Annotated in this window: 17 protein-coding genes; 4 read left to right on the top strand and 13 right to left on the bottom strand. The window is 64.4% G+C overall.

Annotated elements, in window-relative coordinates:
* Positions 1–16: 16 nt before the first annotated feature.
* From EYQ35_00170 to kdsB, 13 genes are all read right to left on the bottom strand, one after another.
* Positions 17–1,300, bottom strand: a complete 1,284-nt coding sequence (locus EYQ35_00170) for an adenosylhomocysteinase (GenBank protein HIF62564.1) — start codon at positions 1,298–1,300, stop codon at positions 17–19.
* 47 nt (positions 1,301–1,347) lie between these two features.
* Complete coding sequence (locus EYQ35_00165; protein HIF62563.1) at positions 1,348–2,502, bottom strand: methionine adenosyltransferase; 1,155 nt, start codon at positions 2,500–2,502, stop codon at positions 1,348–1,350.
* Positions 2,503–2,619: 117 nt separating this feature from the next.
* A complete protein-coding gene (locus EYQ35_00160) occupies positions 2,620–2,898 on the bottom strand; it encodes an HPr family phosphocarrier protein (protein HIF62562.1) in 279 nt (92 codons plus the stop codon).
* Positions 2,899–2,916: 18 nt separating this feature from the next.
* Positions 2,917–3,756, bottom strand: coding sequence for an RNase adapter RapZ (gene rapZ, locus EYQ35_00155; protein ID HIF62561.1), 840 nt, complete (start codon positions 3,754–3,756; stop codon positions 2,917–2,919).
* A 50-nt stretch (positions 3,757–3,806) separates the two neighbouring features.
* A complete protein-coding gene (locus tag EYQ35_00150) occupies positions 3,807–4,295 on the bottom strand; it encodes a PTS sugar transporter subunit IIA (protein ID HIF62560.1) in 489 nt (162 codons plus the stop codon).
* Positions 4,292–4,696, bottom strand: a complete 405-nt coding sequence (raiA, locus tag EYQ35_00145) for a ribosome-associated translation inhibitor RaiA (protein ID HIF62559.1) — start codon at positions 4,694–4,696, stop codon at positions 4,292–4,294. Before raiA ends, EYQ35_00150 begins: the two co-directional genes overlap by 4 nt.
* Entirely contained in the window at positions 4,633–6,174 is a 1,542-nt protein-coding gene (gene rpoN / locus EYQ35_00140; GenBank protein HIF62558.1) for an RNA polymerase factor sigma-54, read from the bottom strand. The genes raiA and rpoN overlap by 64 nt, the downstream gene beginning before the upstream one ends.
* A 15-nt stretch (positions 6,175–6,189) precedes the next feature.
* Positions 6,190–6,930: an LPS export ABC transporter ATP-binding protein gene (lptB, locus tag EYQ35_00135; protein HIF62557.1), complete on the bottom strand. Its 741-nt coding sequence runs from the start codon at positions 6,928–6,930 to the stop codon at positions 6,190–6,192.
* Positions 6,927–8,180 carry a hypothetical protein gene (locus tag EYQ35_00130; protein ID HIF62556.1) on the bottom strand — a complete coding sequence of 418 codons (1,254 nt, stop codon included), beginning with the start codon at positions 8,178–8,180 and terminating at the stop codon, positions 6,927–6,929. Before EYQ35_00130 ends, lptB begins: the two co-directional genes overlap by 4 nt.
* Positions 8,181–8,192: 12 nt before the next feature.
* Entirely contained in the window at positions 8,193–9,113 is a 921-nt protein-coding gene (locus EYQ35_00125) for a KpsF/GutQ family sugar-phosphate isomerase (GenBank protein HIF62555.1), read from the bottom strand.
* An 80-nt stretch (positions 9,114–9,193) separates the two neighbouring features.
* On the bottom strand, positions 9,194–10,057 hold the full coding sequence (locus tag EYQ35_00120) for a 3-deoxy-8-phosphooctulonate synthase (protein ID HIF62554.1): 864 nt from the start codon (positions 10,055–10,057) through the stop codon (positions 9,194–9,196).
* 50 nt (positions 10,058–10,107) lie between these two features.
* Positions 10,108–11,790 carry a CTP synthase gene (locus tag EYQ35_00115; protein ID HIF62553.1) on the bottom strand — a complete coding sequence of 561 codons (1,683 nt, stop codon included), beginning with the start codon at positions 11,788–11,790 and terminating at the stop codon, positions 10,108–10,110.
* Positions 11,787–12,572: a 3-deoxy-manno-octulosonate cytidylyltransferase gene (kdsB, locus tag EYQ35_00110; GenBank protein ID HIF62552.1), complete on the bottom strand. Its 786-nt coding sequence runs from the start codon at positions 12,570–12,572 to the stop codon at positions 11,787–11,789. The genes EYQ35_00115 and kdsB overlap by 4 nt, the downstream gene beginning before the upstream one ends.
* Before the next feature lie 299 nt (positions 12,573–12,871).
* On the opposite strand from kdsB, the gene EYQ35_00105 reads away from it, so the two are divergent.
* From EYQ35_00105 to EYQ35_00090, 4 genes are all read left to right on the top strand, one after another.
* Entirely contained in the window at positions 12,872–13,666 is a 795-nt protein-coding gene (locus tag EYQ35_00105; GenBank protein ID HIF62551.1) for a hypothetical protein, read from the top strand.
* Positions 13,667–13,918: 252 nt separating this feature from the next.
* The gene (locus EYQ35_00100; GenBank protein HIF62550.1) at positions 13,919–14,674 is read left to right on the top strand and encodes a hypothetical protein; all 756 of its coding nucleotides are present in this window, start codon (positions 13,919–13,921) and stop codon (positions 14,672–14,674) included.
* 95 nt (positions 14,675–14,769) lie between these two features.
* Positions 14,770–15,927, top strand: coding sequence for a hypothetical protein (locus EYQ35_00095; protein ID HIF62549.1), 1,158 nt, complete (start codon positions 14,770–14,772; stop codon positions 15,925–15,927).
* A complete protein-coding gene (locus EYQ35_00090) occupies positions 15,878–18,400 on the top strand; it encodes a polysaccharide biosynthesis tyrosine autokinase (protein ID HIF62548.1) in 2,523 nt (840 codons plus the stop codon). The genes EYQ35_00095 and EYQ35_00090 overlap by 50 nt, the downstream gene beginning before the upstream one ends.
* Positions 18,401–18,472: the final 72 nt, after the last annotated feature.

The raw sequence follows: 18,472 nt of genomic DNA, 5'->3' as shown, positions 1-18,472 counted from the left end.
AAAAACAGCCGCCGTGTCAGTTGGTGCCCATGTCCCAGCTCGACAGGTAATTCTTCTGCTCTGGGGTCAGGCGGTCAATGGGTATGCCCATCGCTTTGAGCTTGAGATTGGCGATGCCGTTCTCTATCGACTCGGGCAACTGGTGCACCGACACTGACAACCCCTTGCTGCTGCAGACCTTCTTCCAGCCCCACTCGGCGGCCAGCGCCTGGGTGGCAAAGCTCATGTCCATCACCGAGGCCGGGTGGCCCTCGGCGGCCGACAGGTTTACCAAGCGACCCTCGGCCAGCACGAAAATACTGCGCTTGTTGGGCAGGATGTACTCGTCCACGCAGTGACGCACGTTGCGGCGCGTCTTGACTGCCATTTTCTTGAGCGACTTGAGGTCGATCTCGATGTCAAAGTGCCCGGAGTTGCATACCACGGCGCCGTTTTTCATGACCGGAAAATGCGCAGCCGCGATGGTGTGCATGTTGCCGGTTACCGATACGAAGAGGTCGCCCTCGCGCGCCGCGCGCGCCATCGGCAGTACGCGGAAGCCGTCCATGGCCGCTTCGAGTGCGCGTATGGGGTTGATCTCGGTCACTATCACGCGCGAGCCCATACCCGCGGCTCGCGACGCCACGCCGCGCCCGCACCAGCCGTAGCCTATCACCACCACGGTCTTGCCGGCCAGCAGCAAGTCGGTGGCGCGAATGATCCCGTCCAGGGTTGACTGGCCGGTGCCGTAGCGGTTGTCGAACATGTTCTTGGTCTTCGCGTCGTTGACCGCGATCACGGGGATTTTCAGGTCGCCTTTCTTCTCGAGAGCGGCCAGCCGTATCACGCCCGTGGTGGTCTCTTCCATGGAGATCTTCACATCGTCTATGTAGCGCGTGTGCGTGGTGTGCAGGGCCGACACCAGGTCGGCGCCGTCGTCCATCGTGAGGTCCGGGCCGCGCTCTATGACTCCGAACAGGTGTTTGTGGTAGGTCGCGCTGTCCTCACCCCTGATGGCGTAGGTCGAAATTCGGTCGTGTTTCCAGAGGCTGGCGGCCACGTCGTCCTGGGTGCTGAGCGGGTTTGATGCGCATAGCGCCACCTCGGCGCCCCCGGCCTTGAGCGCGCGTGCCAGGTTGGCGGTCTCGGCGGTCACGTGCAGGCAGGCCGCCATTTTCAGGCCCTTGAACGGCTTGTCCTTGGCAAACCGCTTGTTGACCTGGGCCAGCACCGGCATGTCGCGGGCCGCCCAGTCGATTCGTTTGCGGCCCTCGTTGGCCAGTCCCAGGTCTTTTACGTCGTACTGCGCTGTAGCTCCCATTGGCTTCAACGATCCTCCTGCTGTGTCAGTGGCCGAAAGCGGCCGGTCTAGAGTTTGTCGGCCAGGTCGGTCAGTTCCCAGGGGAACAGCCCGTCCTCGGCCACGCGACCAAAGTGTCCATAGGCCGCCGTCGGCCTGTAGATCGGTCGCTTGAGGTCAAGTTTCTCGATTATCGCGGCCGGCCTGAGATCCACCAGCAGCTTGAGTTTATCGGCCAGCGAGGTTTCGTCGCCCTTGCCTGTGCCGAAGGTATCGACGAGTACCGACACCGGCTGCGCCACGCCGATGGCGTAGGCCACCTGCACTTCGCAGCGAGTTGCCTGCCTCGACGCCACCACGTTGTGGGCCAGGTAGCGGGCCATGTAAGCAGCCGAGCGGTCCACCTTGGACGGGTCCTTGCCCGAGAACGCGCCGCCGCCGTGGCGACCCCAGCCGCCGTAAGTATCCACGATGATCTTGCGTCCCGTCAGCCCGCAGTCACCAACCGGTCCGCCAACCACGAAGCGGCCGGTGGGGTTGACGTGGTAAACGGTCTCGCCGTCCACGAGCTCGTCGGGCAGCAGTGGGCGCACCACCTGCTCGAGCACTTCGCGGCGCAGGCGATCGTCGTCGGCGTCGGCGTCGTGCTGGGTCGAGACAACCACGGTTGTAATGCGCGCCGGCTGTTCGTCCCGGTATTCCACGCTTACCTGCGACTTGGAGTCGGGCCCGAGGTAGTCGGCACCGCCGGTCTTTCGCAGCTGCGCGAGGTCAGAAACGATAGAGTGCGACAAGGATATGGGCAGGGGCATGAGCTCGGGAGTCTGGTCGCAGGCGTAACCGAACATAAGCCCCTGGTCGCCAGCGCCCTGCTCCTCGTGCTTGCCGTCGCCAACCGTCACGCCCATCGAGATGTCTGGCGACTGGGCGTCGAGCCTGACAATGATCTCGCAGGTGTCGGCGTCAAAACCCTCGGTGCCCGAGTAGCCTATGTCGCTCAGGACTCCGCGCACCACGGTCTCGTAGTCAACGGTTTGCTTGCTGGTAATCTCGCCCGCCACCACCACCAGGTTGGTCGTGACCAGGGTCTCGCAGGCCACGCGGCTGGCCGGGTCGCCGGCCAGGTGGGCGTCGAGTATGGCGTCGGATACCTGGTCGCAGACTTTGTCCGGGTGCCCCTCCGAGACAGACTCGGAGGTAAATACGAAGTCACGTTTGCCCATAAACTAAAGCTGCAGCGGGAGCTGCAAAGACGATGGAAATTACAGGGTTGCGCCCGGCGGGTCAAGCCGGGTGCGCAGCAGGGTGGTGCAGGTGGGGGGGGTATCGAGGCGCGGGGTCTACTCGGCAAAGCCGCGACGCACGAGCTCGCCGAGGGTGGCAACAGCCTGCTCGGCGTCGCTGCCGGTGGCCTCGATGACCAGCACCGTTCCCTGGCCGGCCGCCAGCGTGAGCAGGTCGAGCACGCTCGCCGCGTCGGCGCAGGACTGGCCGTTGGATATCGTGATGCTGGCTTCAAAGCCCTGGCCGGTGCGCACCACTATGGCGGCCGAGCGCATGTGCAGGCCCAACCTGTTGTTTACGCGGAACTCGCCGCGCGCTTGTTTCTCTTGATCCATCGGTATCTCTATGGCCCGTTACTGGTAATTTCGTTCGATGTCGCGGTGGCGTACGCGCCCGGGATAGCCTTCTTCGCTGAGCCTGCGCACGAGTTCTTCTGCTATGGCCACCGAGCGGTGGCGTCCCCCGGTGCAGCCTATGGCAATGGTGATGTAGGCTTTGCCCTCCTCGGCGTAGCGCGGCAACAGGAAGCTGAGCATGGACACCAGCTGCACCAGGAAGTTGGAGCAGTCGGCGCGCTCGAGAACGAAGGCCGACACGGCCTCGTCGAGTCCGCTCAGCCGCTTGAGCTCGTCGACGAAGTAGGGGTTGGGGATGAAGCGCACGTCGAACACGAGGTCGGCGTCGGTGGCCGGGCCGTGACGGAAGCCAAAACTCTTTACCGTTAGCGCTGGGCCCCTGGCGTGTGCGCGCGACCCCAGCGCGTGCGCGATGTTGGCCTTGAGTTCGTGCACGTTGGTGTCGCTGGTGTCGAGGTTGATGTCGGAGGAGTCGCTCAGTATCGACAGCGCCTCGCGCTCCTGGGCAAGCGCTTGCTCCAGGCCCAGGCCATGGTCGCCGGGGTGCGGTCGCCGGGTTTCCGAAAAGCGCCGCAGCAACATGTCGTCGCTGGCGGTCACGAAAATAACAGTCACCCGGTGGCCCGCGTCTTCGAGCGTGCTGCGTATTTGGGGCCAGGCGTCGGTGTACGACTCGTCGCGGCAGTCCAGCCCCAGCGCCACCCGGGTCATGCCCTCGTCGGTGTTGTTGCACAGCTCCACGAAGCGAACCACGAGCGCGCTCGGCAGGTTGTCTATGCAGTAGTAGCCGTCGTCTTCGAGCGCGGCGAGGGCGGTGGACTTGCCCGACCCGGACATACCAGTGACCACCACGATGTCCACAGAGTCGTTGTGGCCGTGGGGAGCGCTCACGGGGAGATAGCCGACTCAGCCTCCCTGCTGCGGGCTTCGGCTTCAGAGATAGTCGTCATTACTTCGTCGACGCCGGTGCAGGCGAGCAGCTCGCGGCGGAACTGTTCCTCTGTGAGCAGGTGGGCCAGGTGGGCCAGCCAGCGAAGGTGCAGTGAAGGGTGGGCTTCGGGAGAGATCAGCACGAAGAAGATATGCGTGGGGTGGTTGTCGACCGAGTCGAAGTCCAGGCCGTCACCCGACAGCCCGAGGCAGGCGACGACTTCTTCCGACATGGCGACCTTGCCGTGAGGAATGGCGATGCCGTCGGCGATGGCGGTGCTGCTTGCCCGCTCGCGTTCAACGAGCACCTCGGCCACGCGCTCGGGGTCAATGGCGGAGTGGGTCTCTCCCACCATGCCTGCGAGCTGCTCTAGTATTTCACGCTTGTCTTTGCCCTTCAGGTCGAGCGTGACGCGGCGGGGGTCGAGAATATCACGAGTTTTCATCTGCGCTTGTCCGGGTTGGGGTGCTGGGCGATTTTGTTCTTGTGGCGTTGCGCCTGGGACTGCACCTTGTCGATGGCGAGATCGATGGCAGAGTAAAGGTCCCCGGTGCTCTCGTGGGCCGACACTACGAAATTGGGCGCCTGGATATTGATCTCGGCCTGGTGCTGGCGCTTGTTAACCGTGAGGATAACGTGCGCGTCAACGGCCCGCTTGAGGTACTTGTTGGCTAGACGCGTGATCTTGTCAGAAGCGTATACCCGCAGGGGTTCGCTGGGTTCTACGTGGCGAAAAGTAACTGTTACCTGCACGTTGTCCCTCCTGGTTTCAAAGGGTGGCCTCAACCAGCAGCAACGTAACTCTTTCGCTTTGACGAGGGAAGTATACCCAGCACCTCCCGGTATTTGGCCACCGTGCGGCGGGCGATCCTGATGTCGCTCTCCTTGAGCTTGTCGGCTATGTACTGGTCGCTGAAAGGCTTTGCGCTGTCCTCGGCTTGGATAATGGTGCGTATGCGCTTCTTGACGCTTTCCGACGATACTTCGCCGCCACCGCTGCTCTTGAGGCTCGAGGTAAAGAAATACTTGAGCTCGAAGAGCCCCTGCGGGGTGTGGACGTACTTGTTCGAGGTGGTGCGGCTGATGGTCGACTCGTGCATGTCTATGTCGTTGGCCACGTCCTTGAGCACCATGGGCTTGAGCTTATCCACTCCATTGAGGAGAAAATCACTCTGAAATTTCACGATGCTCTCGGTCACTTTTCGCAGCGTGCGTTGGCGCTGCTCGATCGAGCGAATCATCCACTGGGCCGAGCGAACCTTGTCCTGGAGGTAGCCTCGCGCCTCGCTGTTCTTTTCCTTGTTTTCCTTACTCTTGTCGTTAACGATCTGCCGGTACTCGGGGTTTACCTTGAGCGCTGGCAGGCCCTCCTCGTTGAGCGTGATCTTGAACTCGTTGCCGACTCGGTAAATGTAGGCGTCGGGCGAGATGTAACGGGCCTCGCGTTCGCCGTAGTTGCGACCGGGCTTCGGCTCGAGATCGCTTATGATGTCGTGCGCGGCGATCACCTCGTCCACGGAGCAGGCCAGCTTGCGCGCCACCTGGTCGTAGCGGCGTGACTCGAGGTCGCTCAAGTGGGCGTCGATGATCATGACCACGTAGTCGTCGTCCTCGTAGCCGATGAGCTTGACCTGCGCCATGAGGCAGTCGCGCAGGTCGAGCGAGGCTGCTCCGGGTGGCTCAAACTCCTGTCGGATGATGCTGCGCACCTCGGTGACCTGCTCCAGGCTGCACTCGGCCATCGAGGCGATCTCTTCTTCGCTGCAGTCCAGGTAGCCGTCCTCGTTGAGGTTGAGGATGATGATCGTGCCCACGCGGCGCTCGTCTTCGCTCATCATTGCCAGGCCCAGCTGGTCGATCAGTGCCTGCCTGAGGTCCGCCTCGGGGTTGCTCGTGGTCTCAAAGATGCTGGGGCGATCGTCGTCGCGGTCCGAGCCGCTACCCACCGCGCCGTGCATGTCGTTGCTGTGACGCTCCACGTACTCGTCCCAGTCAACGTTCTCTTCTATCTCCGAGGTGGGCGTTTCGTCTTTGCCGGCGTCCTCGGCCTCGCTCCTGGCCACTTCGACGGCTTCGGCTACCTCGGCTTTCTCGGCCGCGTCGGCGGTCTCGGTCTCGGCACCCTCGGCCTCGCTGCCCTCGGTGAACTCGGCTTCAAACTCGTCCTGCTCGAGGGCCGGGTTCTCGGCCAGCTCGGCGTCAACCATGGCTTCAAGATCGGCGCGCGACACCTGCAGGATCTTGATGGCCTGGCGCAGCTGGGGCGTCATTCGCAGAGTCTGCGAAAGCTTGAGTCCCAGGTTTATGCGTTGTTCGAGGGCCATCTAATCACTTGCTTCTCAGAGCGTGAACTTGTCTCCCAGGTAGATCTCTCGAGCCCTCTTACTTGAAGCTATGGCCTCGGGAGCCCCTTCTTCAAGCACCTTCCCCTGGTTGAGGATGTAGGCGCGATCGCAGATACCCAGTGTCTCTCTCACGTTATGGTCAGTAATAAGGATACCAATTCCTCGGCTCTTAAGCTGTGAAATGATGCCCTGAATGTCGATTACCGCTATTGGGTCGACACCGGCAAAAGGTTCGTCCAGCAGCATAAAGCGGGGTGAAATCACCAGCGCGCGGGCAATTTCGACCCTGCGGCGCTCCCCCCCGGACAGGGACTCGCCCAGTGCCCCCCGAATGTGGGTGATTCCGAGATCGTCGAGCAGCAGCGAAACGGTCTCTTCCTGGGTCTGTTCGGGGGCCCCGATGACCTCGAGCACCGCCAGCAGGTTCTGCTCGACCGTGAGCCGCCGGAACACCGACGCCTCCTGGGGCAGGTAGACCACGCCGCGGCGCGAGCGCTCGTACATGGGCAGATCGTCGAGGCGCTGGTCACCCATCGTCACCCTGCCCTCGTCGGGGTGTTCGAAACCCACGATCATGTGAAAGGTGGTTGTTTTGCCGGCGCCATTGGGTCCGAGCAGGCCCACCACTTCGCCGGCGTCTACGTGTAGCGACAGCTGGTCCACGACGAGGCGCTTGGCGAAGCTCTTGCTGAGCGACCTGGCCGACAGGGTGAGCTTCTGATCGCCGGGTGTCATGGCTGATCCAGGGGGCCGTCGTTGAAGTCGGCGATCTCGATCTCGTCGATGTCGTCGCTCGAGATCGTAGCCCGGACGCGTCCCTCGCCGCCGTCCATCACCGTGCGGTCGTTCTCGAGATCGATCACCAGGCTTTCTCCAGTGACTTCGCTGTCGCCCGATCCCAGCGTGGCATCGCCTTCGAGCAGCAACTCGCGGCGCGCGCGCGACCAGATGGCCGTGCGGGCCGTCGCCCGTTCCTGGCCGCGCGTGACGACCACGGCGCCGCCGGCCTTGACCTTACGCAGGAGGCTGGGATCCGAGGGCGCAAACTGCAGCTTGAGTTGGTCGGCCGACAGGCGCACATCGCCGTGCTGGGCCACCACCTCGCGGCTGCACACGAGCGTGCCGGCCTGGTAGTCAAACGACATCAGGCCCGCTTCGAGGTGCAGGTCGGCAGGTAGTTTTGAAAAGTCGAGCATTTTTACTACTGAAGCGACCGAGGATAGCACATCGCCGCTGTAGCTTTGTGCGTCGTCGGGTATCGGCGGCCCTCCACGGTCGATTGTCGTGCCCGGGGAGTCGTTATCCGCCTCAATTTTAACGTTGCCAGGGGGAGCAGTGCTGTCGTCGTCCACGACCGCTGTCGTTGCTTCCGCCGTGGCCGGTGAGGGGGGGGCGTGCAGTCGGCTGCGCCAGGGCCTCGGCTCGCGGTACACGGTGGCGTTGACCCCGCCGCGAAAGCGCAGGCGGCGCTGGTCGAGTTCCAACTCGAGGTCGGCACCTTCGAGCTCGAGGTCAGCCGAGTCCATTCCCACCCGTCCGCTCACGGTGAGCAGGCCTGGCCCGCGCTCCCAGGCCAGGGTGTCGGCCGACAGGTGAAAGCGTCCCAGCGCCACCGACACGCCACCCGACAGCTCGATGGCCTCTACCTGGTTGCCATCCATGTACACGCGCCCGCTCGACCCCGACACGAAGGCCGAGGGCTGACCCTCTTCAAAGAAAGTGACCTCGGGGCCCGATATCGTCACAGCCGCGTCATCGCGAAAGTAAGCGGCTTCCTCGGCGCGCAGCTCGAGCAGCTTGACGCCATTGCGGGTCACCACGCGATGAAAGTCGCGCATTCGCTGCATGAGCTCGGGCACCACGTGGGCTATCAGCCGACCGTCGTCGAGCTCGAGCACGTCGCCGGTGTCGGCGCGCATGTACACGGCTACCGCTCCAGCCAGCGCCAGCGCTAACAAGCCCAGACGCAAGCCCTTGGTTTTCATGCCTCGTTCGCTTCAGGCCACGCGACTGCGCAGCAGGTCGTGCAGGTGCACGACACCCACCGGGCGGCTGTCGTGCCCGTCAGTTATAAACAGGGACGTGATCGCGTGCTGCTCCATTATGGCCAGCGCCTCGGCGGCCAGCGAATGACCGCTCACCGTGCGCGGCCCCACCGTCATGACGTCGGCGGAGCAGAGATCGGCCGGGTTTTCGTTGGCCAGCACCGCGCGCCGTATGTCGCCGTCGGTGACCACGCCCACCAGCCGTCCGTCGTCGTCAACCACCGCCACGGTGCCGAGCCCGCCGCCGGTGATGGCCTCCACGACGCCGTGCATGGAAACCTTCATCCCCACCGAGGGGAGCTCGTCGGGGCCGTGCATGAGGTCGCTCACGCGCAGCAGTTGGCGGCCAAGCGCGCCGCCGGGGTGTAGCAGCGCGAAGTCGTCCTCGCCAAAACCCTTGCGCTCGAGCACGGCCACGGCCAGCGCGTCGCCCAGGGCCAGGGCCACGGTGGTGCTCGCCGTGGGAGCCAGCCCCAGCGGGCAGGCTTCGTTGGTAACCGAGGCGTCGAGCAGCGCGTCGGCGGCCTCGGCCAGCGGTGAGTCGAGGCCGCCGGTGATCGCCACCATGGGTATAGACAGGCGCTTGAGGTTCTCGAGCATGTCGACCACGGCGTCGGTGGTGCCGCTGTACGAAAGCGCGATGCAGATGTCGTTGCGCATGAAGATGCCCTGGTCGCCGTGCCCTGCTTCGGCGGCGTGCAGGAACATGGCCGGCGTGCCGGTGGAGCTGAGCGTGGCCGCCAGCTTGCGGGCGATCTGCCCCGACTTGCCCATGCCCGCCACTATGACCTTGCCCGTACAGTCGGCAACCAGCTCCACGGCCTTCTCGAAGCCTGCGCCCAGGCGATCGCGGGCCTCGGCGAGCTCGGCCATCTCGATGTCGATCACGCGCCGCGCCGACTCGAGTGTGGTGCTGTCAGTGGCGCTGTCGCGGGCTTTGCCGGTCTTGCTGCTCACTTGTTTGCTCCCGCGGCTGATTTTTCTGCTGCGGATTCTTCGGCTGCTTGTGCGCAGGCCTCGTGCACGCGGGCCAGCTGGTCGAGCACGGCGGGCAGGTCGGCCAGGGCCAGCGAGTTAGCGCCGTCGCTCAAGGCCTGGTCGGGGTTTTCGTGCACCTCGAGAAACACGCCGTCCACTCCCACGGCCACAGCCGCGCGAGCGAGCGGGGCAATGTACTGTCGCTCGCCCGTGCTGCGGTCGCCGCCGGCGCCTGGTAGCTGTACCGAGTGGGTGGCGTCGAACACCACCGGCGCTCCCAGCTCGCGCATGATCACCAGCCCGCGAAAATCGTTGATGAGGTTGCCGTAACCAAAGGTCGTGCCGCGCTCGGTCAGCAGCACGCGCTCGCCGCCGGCCTCGCGGGCCTTGGCCAGCACGTTGCGCATGTCGGTGGGCGCCATGAACTGGCCTTTCTTTATGTTCAGCGTGCAGCCGCTGGCTGCAGCTTCCTGCACGAGATCGGTCTGCCTCGCGAGCAGCGCGGGTATCTGCAGAACGTCGGCCACCTCGGCCGCAGCGGCCACCTGTGCGCACTCGTGCACGTCGGTGATCACCGGCAGCCCGGTGCGACGGCGCACCTCGTCCAACGCGGCCAGCCCCTCCTCGGCGCCGGGTCCGCGAAAGGACTTTGAAGAGCTGCGGTTGGCCTTGTCGTAGGAAGCCTTGAATACCAGCGGCCAGCCGGCGCGGTCGCAGATTTCGCCCAGGCGCTCGGCGTGGCGCAGCACCGACTCGCGCGACTCCACAACGCAGGGTCCCGCGAGGAGAAACAGCCGCCCGTTGCCGGCCGCTACGGCGTCGCGCTGCTGCCCGTCCACCTCGAGGCCTCGGGCCAGCTCAAAAGCGGCGCCAGGTGCTCGCTCGACGGTCAACTACTGCCCTCCTTGCCGCCCGAGCCTTCGACCACGCGCAGGCCTGCCAGTTCCATGGTCTCGCCTTGCCGGCGCTGGCGTTCGAGCGCCGCGCGAATGAAACCCTTGAACACCGGGTGACAGGCCAGCGGCTTGCTCTTGAACTCGGGGTGAAACTGCGCGGCCAGGAACCAGGGGTGAGACGGTATCTCGACCATTTCGACCAGCTCGCCGTCGGGGCTGAGCCCGCTCAGCACCATGCCGGCCTTCTCCAGGCGCTCACGGTAGCTGTTGTTAAATTCGTAGCGGTGGCGGTGGCGCTCGCTGATTTTGCGCTTGCCGTACACGCGGTGCCCGAGCGAGCCTTCCTTCACCGTGCAGGGCCACGCGCCCAGGCGCATGGTGCCGCCCTTGTCCTGGAGGTCCTGCTGTTCGAGCATCAGGTCGATTACCGGGTGGGCCGAGTCGGGGTTGACCTCCGAGCTGTTGGCGTCTTCGAGGCCGACCACGTTGCGCGCAAACTCGATGACGGCCATCTGCATGCCGAGGCAGATGCCGAGAAAGGGTACGTCGTTCTCTCGCGCGTACTGCACTGCCTTGATCTTGCCCTCGGCACCGCGCGACCCGAAGCCCATGGGTACCATCACGGCGTCGGCCTGCTTGACCTCGGCCGTGAGTCCGTCGGCCTCGATCTGCTCGGAGTCGACGTGGATGATCTTCACTTCGCAGTCGTTGGCAATGCCGCCGTGCACCAGGGCTTCGTTGAGCGACTTGTAGGAGTCGGCCAGGCCGGCGTACTTGCCCACCATGGCCACGGTAATACTGGTCTTGAAGTTGTCGAGCGTGGCGGCAGCCTTCTGCCAGGGCGCGAGGTTGGGGGCGCCGGTCCAGATGCCGAGCTTTTCGGTGATGCGCGAGTGCAGCCCTTCGTGCTCGAGCGCGAGCGGCAGGTGGCAGATGTTGGGTACGTCGCGGCAGGGGATGACCGAGCGTCGATCCACGTTGCAGAACAGTGCAACCTTGTCGCGTATCTTTTCGTCTATCTCGCGGTCGCACCTGAGCAGCAGCACGTCGGGCTGAATGCCCAGGCCGGTGAGTTCCTTGACGCTGTGCTGCGTGGGCTTAGTTTTCATTTCGCCTACGGTGTCGATCCACGGCAGCAGGGTGAGGTGCACGTACAGCGAATTGCCCTCGCCGGCGTCGACCTTCATCTGCCTTATGGCCTCGAGAAACGGCAGGCTCTCTATGTCGCCCACGGTGCCGCCGATTTCGCCTATGAGTACGTCGTAGCCCTCGGCGGCGGCGTGGATGCGTTTCTTTATCTCCTCGGTGATGTGCGGGATGACCTGCACGGTGGCGCCCAGGTAGTCGCCCTTGCGTTCGCGGGTGATGACCTCGTAGTACACCGAGCCGGTGGTCACGTTGTTGATCCGGCCCATGGTCGTGGAGATAAAACGCTCGTAGTGACCAAGATCGAGGTCGGCCTCGTAGCCGTCGTCGGTGACAAAAACCTCGCCGTGTTGAAACGGGCTCATGGTGCCGGGGTCCACGTTTATGTAGGGGTCCATCTTGAGCATGGTCACCTTCAGGCCCGAGCTTTCGAGCAGGGCGCCGATCGACGCCGAGGCAAGCCCCTTGCCCAGGCCCGATATCACGCCGCCGGTTACGAAGATGAACTTGGTGGGTCTCTTATTACTCATGCTGTTGTTCCTGCTTCTCCGCCTTGCAGCGCTTGCCGTGCTCTCTTGAGATCCGCGGGGGTGTCTACTTCGAGTGGCGCACCACCGGCCATCACCACCACCGCTATGTCCATGCCGTGTTCGAGTGCCCTGAGTTGTTCGAGTTTTTCGCTGCGCTCAAGCGCCGTCGGTTCGAGTTGGCTGAAGCGCAGCAGCGCCTCGCGCCGGTATGCGTACAGGCCCACGTGATGCAGCGCCGTGGCCTGGCCGCCAGCCGCCGTGTTGCCAGCCGCCGCGTCGCGCGAGAAGGGGATCGGGGCCCGCGAAAAATACAGCGCCCGTCCGTCGGCCCTGCACACGAGCTTGACGACCGAGGGGTCGGCCATCTCGCGGGGGTCGTCAATCGGGACGGCCATCGTGGCCAGCTCGCAGCCTGGGTCGCTGCGCAGGCGTTCGACCAGGGAGTCCACCATGGCGGGGTCGAGCAGCGGCAGGTCGCCCTGCACGTTGACTATGATGTCGTGGTCGAGCGCACGGGCCACCTCGGCCACGCGGTCGCTGCCGCTGCAGTGTCCCGGGTCGGTCATCACCACCTCGGCCCCGACCGCGCGAGCGGCCGCGGCTATGCGCTCGTCGTCAGTGGCCACTATCACTTGTTCCACGGTGGCGGCCTGGCAGGCACGCTGGTACACGCGGGCCACCATGGGCAGGCCGTCGAGCTCGGCCAGGGCTTTGGCCGGCAACCGTTCGGAGGCGTAGCGCGCCGGTATCACTGCTGCGGCTCGAAACTTGGCTGCGGACATAAAAAAACCGTGACGAGGAAAGCGCTCTTGAGGCTGCGCTCCCTGTCACGGGGTGTCTTTATACTCGGCGCTCATGGGCAAGTCCAAGCGTGGCCGTCGGCCTATGGGGCGCGCCGGTAGCCGCAGCCGGGGCCGGGGGGTGTCGAAGCTTTGACGCTAGGGCGTAGTTTGTACGGTTGCCGGGGCGGGCGGGCGGGCACTTGGCGCCGCCGGGCCAGCTTTTACGGGCCTTAGCTCTACTCGCGCAACGGGGCTCGGCTGGCACCAATCGTGCTGGTTGCAGGGCAGAGGACCCCGGCATGGAAGCGCAGAACACGGCATACCACGACACAGCAGACCGCAAAGACCCCTTGCTGGCCGCGCAGCCCCCGGTGCTGCCGGCGGCCGCCGAGCCCGACGAGCAGCTACTGTCGGAGGTCAGCCACAGCCTGGGCAACATTATTCATCGTATGTACTACTGGACCGGTGTTCTTGAAGACACCGTTCTCGAGGATGCCACTTCGGCAGATACAGCGCCGGAGGATGACGCCGTGCTCGAGATCAAGTCGTCGCTCGCGAGCCTGCACGAGATCATCGGCCGCACCCTGGAGCTGCTTCGCCCGGTGGCGTCCCACCCGGTAACGGCCACCGCTGCCGACCTTGAGCTGAGCATCGGTCGGCGTTTTGACTGCGTGCCCCCTCGTCCCGACGCCGATTCCAGCAATGCCGATTCCCTGTCGGGGCTTGATACGCCGGTGACGGTGGACCCGCAGCTGCTGGGCCGCGTACTGGCGCTCATAGGCGAGCTGGCCTGCCCGGGCTCCCAGGTAAGCAACCGCCCGGCGCGGCTGGCCACGAAGCTGGACCAACAGGCCGCGCAGCTGTACTTTCAGCTTGAGCTGCCAGCCTTGGCCGAGGCTGCGAGCGGACCGCATATGGAGCTGGTGGTTGCGCTGTGCAGCAGGTTTATGGCCGCCTTCGGCGGCAGCGTCGAGATGGCCGTCATCCAGGCGGCAGAGGCTGCCCCGACAACGGCCGTCAGCCCCGCCGGGGCGGGCAGAGTCCTGGCGGTCACCCTCTGTTTCGGGCTTCAGGCACCGAGACCGTCCTGTTGAAGCGCTCGCCGGAACCTGCACAAAATCTCTGCCGCGCTGGCGAACTTGCCGCGCTGCGGCTACAATGAGCGAAGGCTGAGGGCGAGCGTGCCTGCGTAAAGGGTGAAATCCGTTTAGCTTCTTTGTGTGTTAAGTATTGACACGGTGGCTTAGGCGGGTGTACAAGCGGTTCTCATGATCGTGGTTTTGCGGCGATGGGCACGGTCTGGATTGGCGTAGCGATTAGAAAGAATACGTGGAGTAGAAAAAGACATGAGGTTTGAAATGGTGACGAATGTAGTGGTAAAGCGGCTCCTGGTTTGTGCATTGGGGCTGGGACTGGTGGTGGCGCTTGCGCCCATGTCGGTCACGGCCGGCTCGGTGTTCGGCACCGTGCAGGTTAACGGTCCGGTGTGGTCGAGCACGGGCGCGGCAGATTGGGCTGAGGTATCGGCCACCCGTCCGCTGGTGGCTGGCGACAAGTACCGCACTGGTGACGAGGGCTACCTGCTGGCCGATCTTGGCGACCAGGGAGTCGTGGGCATGTACGGCAACACCGAGATCACCGCGGGAGCGGCTGGAGCCGGTGCGCTGATCGATGTTCTCAAGGGCAAAGTGGCGTTTCATCTTGCGCCCGAGTCGGGGTTGCAGCTCAAGGCTGCCAACGCGGCTATCAACGTGGACTCGGCGGGCCTGGACAAGGCGGCTGACGGTTACGTTGAGGTCAACAAGGCCGGCAACGCGGTGCTCGCGGTAGAAGAGGGCACGATCAACGTGCGCGTGGCCGGTGTCGATCGCACCTTGACCCAGGGACAGCAGATACAGCTGGGCGGCGACAAGCCCATGCAGTTGGCTGGTTCTGATTCCGAAGACGCAGCGGCAGCGGCCGTTGTGGGTGGAGCAGCCGGCGGCGGGGCAGGCGCTACAATAGGCGGCGTGGCTATTGGCACCGTGGCTTCAATAGCGGCGGTCGCAGGGGCGATTGCCATCGTGGTCGAGACCGACGACGACGGCAGTCCGGGCAGCTGATCTGATTCTGACTGGCGGGTGGGGCGTACGAGCCCCGGTAGAAAACTTAAAGCGCCGAGCGGGACGACGAATCTCCTCGGCGCTTTTTTTGTTGTATGCGCCGTCCGCGTGCTAGTGTGCGCGGGATGAGTGGTGCGCGGGTCAGTGGAAGCAGGACTGTGAAGAGTAGTTGCATCAAAGGTATGGTTGGCGCGTCAGCCCTGGCGGGTTTGCTGATGACCCCGTTGCTGATGATGACCCCGTTGCTGATGACAAGCGGCTGCGCGGCCACGCCCGACTACACCCTCTTGCACAGCGACGACGGCAAGACCGCCGCCAACCAGGAACTTAACGCCAGCCTGAGCCTGCTCGCGGGCAAGTCGCAGACGCCGGGCGACTACGCCATCGGCCCCGAAGATCTGCTCGAGATCACTCTTTTCGACATCGAAGACACCACCGGCGAGCCGCGCCTTATTACCTCGCGGGTGAGTAACACCGGCTACGTCACCCTGCCCTGGGTGGGCAAGATCGTGGCCCGTGGCTACACGCCGCTGGCCTTCGAAGAACACCTGCGCAAGAACTTCGCGCGCTTCATACACCGGCCGCAGATAACGGTGTTCGTCAGGGAGTACCGCAGCTACGAGATCTCGATAGTGGGCTACGTTGAGAAGCCGGGCGTGGTGCAGTTGCGCGGTCGTAAGACCCTGCTCGACGCGCTCAGCCTGGCCGGTGGCCTCAACGAGGAGGCCGGCCACAACGTGCGTCTGAGCCGTGAAATCGAGGTCTGCCCCGAGGCTTTTCTGCAGAAAGACGGAGGGCAGGCCAACGGTGAGTCCCTCTTGCCCTGCCCGCGGCAGGTTGTAACCGAGTTGATCGACCTCGACCGCCTCACGCGCGACGGCGACATGCGCCTTAATCCCGAGCTGCTTCCCGGCGATGTTATCAACGTGCCGCGGGCGGGCGTGTTTTACGTGGAGGGCATGGTGAACAAGCCAGGCGCCTATCCGCTGCTGCAGGACACCACCGTGAGCCAGGCGCTGGCCACTGCCGGTGGCATCGACGTGGCGCTGGCAAAAGGGAGCGACACGACGCTGTACCGCAAGATGGCCGACGGCCAGCGTCGCCCCATACCCGTGAAGTTTGACCAGATAAGAGAAGGCCGCGCCGAGGACTTCCTGTTGCAGGAAGACGATTTGATAGTGGTGCCCGTGTCGGGACCCAAGTTTGTTGTTGACCGCGTGCTCGGCCTGGTGCGCGTGGGCGTGGCCTATTGATGAGGCTTGCGCGAGAAGACCGACAGGGAAGAGAACAGTGAGAGACGACCACAACGACGCTGATCACCCGCTCAACGAGCAGCAGCCGCCACGCGGGCAGTCGTATCCCGGCCAGCAGCCGTCGCCCCAGGGCGAGCCCTACCCGCAAGCCGGGTCACAGCTGGCCACGCGCAGCAACGCCGGCCTGCCCACGCAGTACGGCCCCCCCGGTTATAACGCCGAGCCCTACTACGCCGACGATGAGATCAACCTCTGGGATTACATCCACGTGTTGCTCAGGCGTCGCTGGTCGGTGGTGGCGGTGTTCACGGCCTGCGTGCTGGGTGCGCTGATCTTCAGCCTCGCGGCCACGCCTATGTACAAGTCCACCGTGCTGTTGGAAATCCAGCCCGGCGGCCCCAACGTCATGGGCGACGTGCAGTCGGTCACCGATCCCATTGCCCAGGCCCAGGCCTACAACGATTTCTTCCAGACCCAGTACGACATCCTCGCCAGCCGCGAGCTCGCCCGTCGCAGCATCGACGAGCTCGATCTCAGGGACGACCCCTGGCTCAACGGTGAGCTGGCCGCGGCGGCTTTCGTGGGTCGCAGCAAGGCGACCGTCAAGGGCTGGCTGGGCAGTAGCGAAAGCGACGGCCTCGAGCTGGCCGAACGAAAGTTTGAGCACGACATGTTCGAGCGCTTCACCGAGCAGGTGGAGGTAAAGCCCAGGCGCAAGAGCTTTCTCGTTGAGCTGAGCTTTTCGTCTCCCGACGCCGAGTTGTCGCAGCGCGTGTCCACCGAGCTGGCCGACCAGTACCGCATCTTTACCATCGACCAGTCGCAGGAAGCCGCGCGCTCGGCCCGCGAGTTCATCGAAAAACAGCGTGAGTACCAGCAGGCCGAGCTGTCGTCGGCAGAGGCCGAGCTGCAGGTTTACGCCCGGGCCAACGACATCCTGGCCATGGAGCAGGAAGCCGGCCGCGTACACGAGCGGCTGACCGACCTCATCACCCGTCACACCGCCAGCCAGGCGCGTCGTATAGAGGCCGAGAGCCTGCACTCCCAGGGCTTGGGTCGCGATCGGCGCTCGCTGCCCTTGCTGGTGAACAACGCGCTTCTGAAGAGCCTGCGCGAAGAGCTGTCCGAGGCCCGTGCAATCCGCGCCGAGCTGGGCTCACGCTTCACCGACGAGTTTCCTGACGTGCGCAAGGCCGACGCTCGCGTTGAGCGCCTGTCAGCCGACATCGTTGAGCAGGAAGACCGCATACTGGCGGGCGTGCGCAGTGACTTTGAGCGCACCATTGACAGCGAGCAGAAGCTGGCCGAGGAGGTAGGCCGACAGCGCCTGGTTGTGGCGGCTTACGAAGAGAAGGCCATCGACTTCAAGATCAAGAAGCGCGAGGTCGACACCACGCGCGAGATTTACGAAAGCCTGCTGCGCCGCAGCAAGGAAGTAGAGTTGATGAGCGCCATCAGCTCCACCAACATATCGGTCGTCGACGCAGCAGAGACGCCCATCGAGGCCGACAGCCCGCGCATTCCGCTCAACCTGGCCATGTCGATGATGCTGGGCGTGTTCGGAGGCGTGGGCCTGGCTTTCTTCCAGGAGTACATGGACGACAGCCTCAAGACTCCCGACGACGTGGAGCGACAACTGCGCCTGCCCACGCTCGGCACGGTGCCCGAGTTTGTGCTGCCCAAGGTCGAGAAGGGCATGCCCGCGCCCTCGGCCGACCTCGAGGTGGCCTTGAACCCCACCTCGGCTGGCAGCGAGGCCATACGCACCCTGAGGGCGTCGCTGTTCCTGGCTGCGCCCGGAGGTCTGCCTTCGCGCTTGATCCTCACCAGCTCCAAGCCCAGCGAGGGGAAGACCTGCATCGCCATGAACCTGGGCATTGCCATGGCACAGATGGGCCGGCGCGTGTGCCTGCTCGACTGCGATCTCAGGCGGCCGCGCGTGCACAAGACACTCAACGAGGAGCTGTCGCCCGGGCTGACGAACTACCTCACGGGCAACGCGACGCTGGAGGATATAACCCGCGCCAGCGGTCAGCCCGGCTTCGATATTATTACCGCCGGGCCGGTGCCGCCCAACCCGGTTGATCTCTTGAACAGCCCGCTGATGAACGATCTGCTGCGCGATCTCGACGAGCGCTACGACCAGGTCTTGATCGACGCGCCGCCCGCCATGGGTTTTGCCGATGTGCCGGTCATAACCAGCCAGCTCGGCGGCGGCTGCCTGCTTGTGGCGCATGCTGGCGAGACCTCGGCCCGCCTGGCTCGCAACACCTGCGAGTACCTGGTGCGCATGCAGTCGCGGCTGCTGGGCGTGGTTTTGAACCGCGTGTCGGCCAGGCGCGCGCACTACTCTGATTACGGTTACGGCTACGGTTACGGCTACGGCTACGGCGACGACTACGCCCAACGCGCAGAAGACCCGTCGCTTGAATCTCCATCACGCAAAGGACCCACACATACGATGAACACGTGAGCCGCGAGAACAGACCGCCGCTGCTCGCACTGACGCTTGCCGCGCTACTGCTGGTGGCGGCGTCTGCGGTGG

This window comes from Candidatus Binatota bacterium, assembly GCA_012960245.1.
Lineage (GTDB): Bacteria > Desulfobacterota > Binatia > UBA1149 > UBA1149 > UBA1149.
This window is presented reverse-complemented; position numbering and strand designations above follow the sequence as displayed.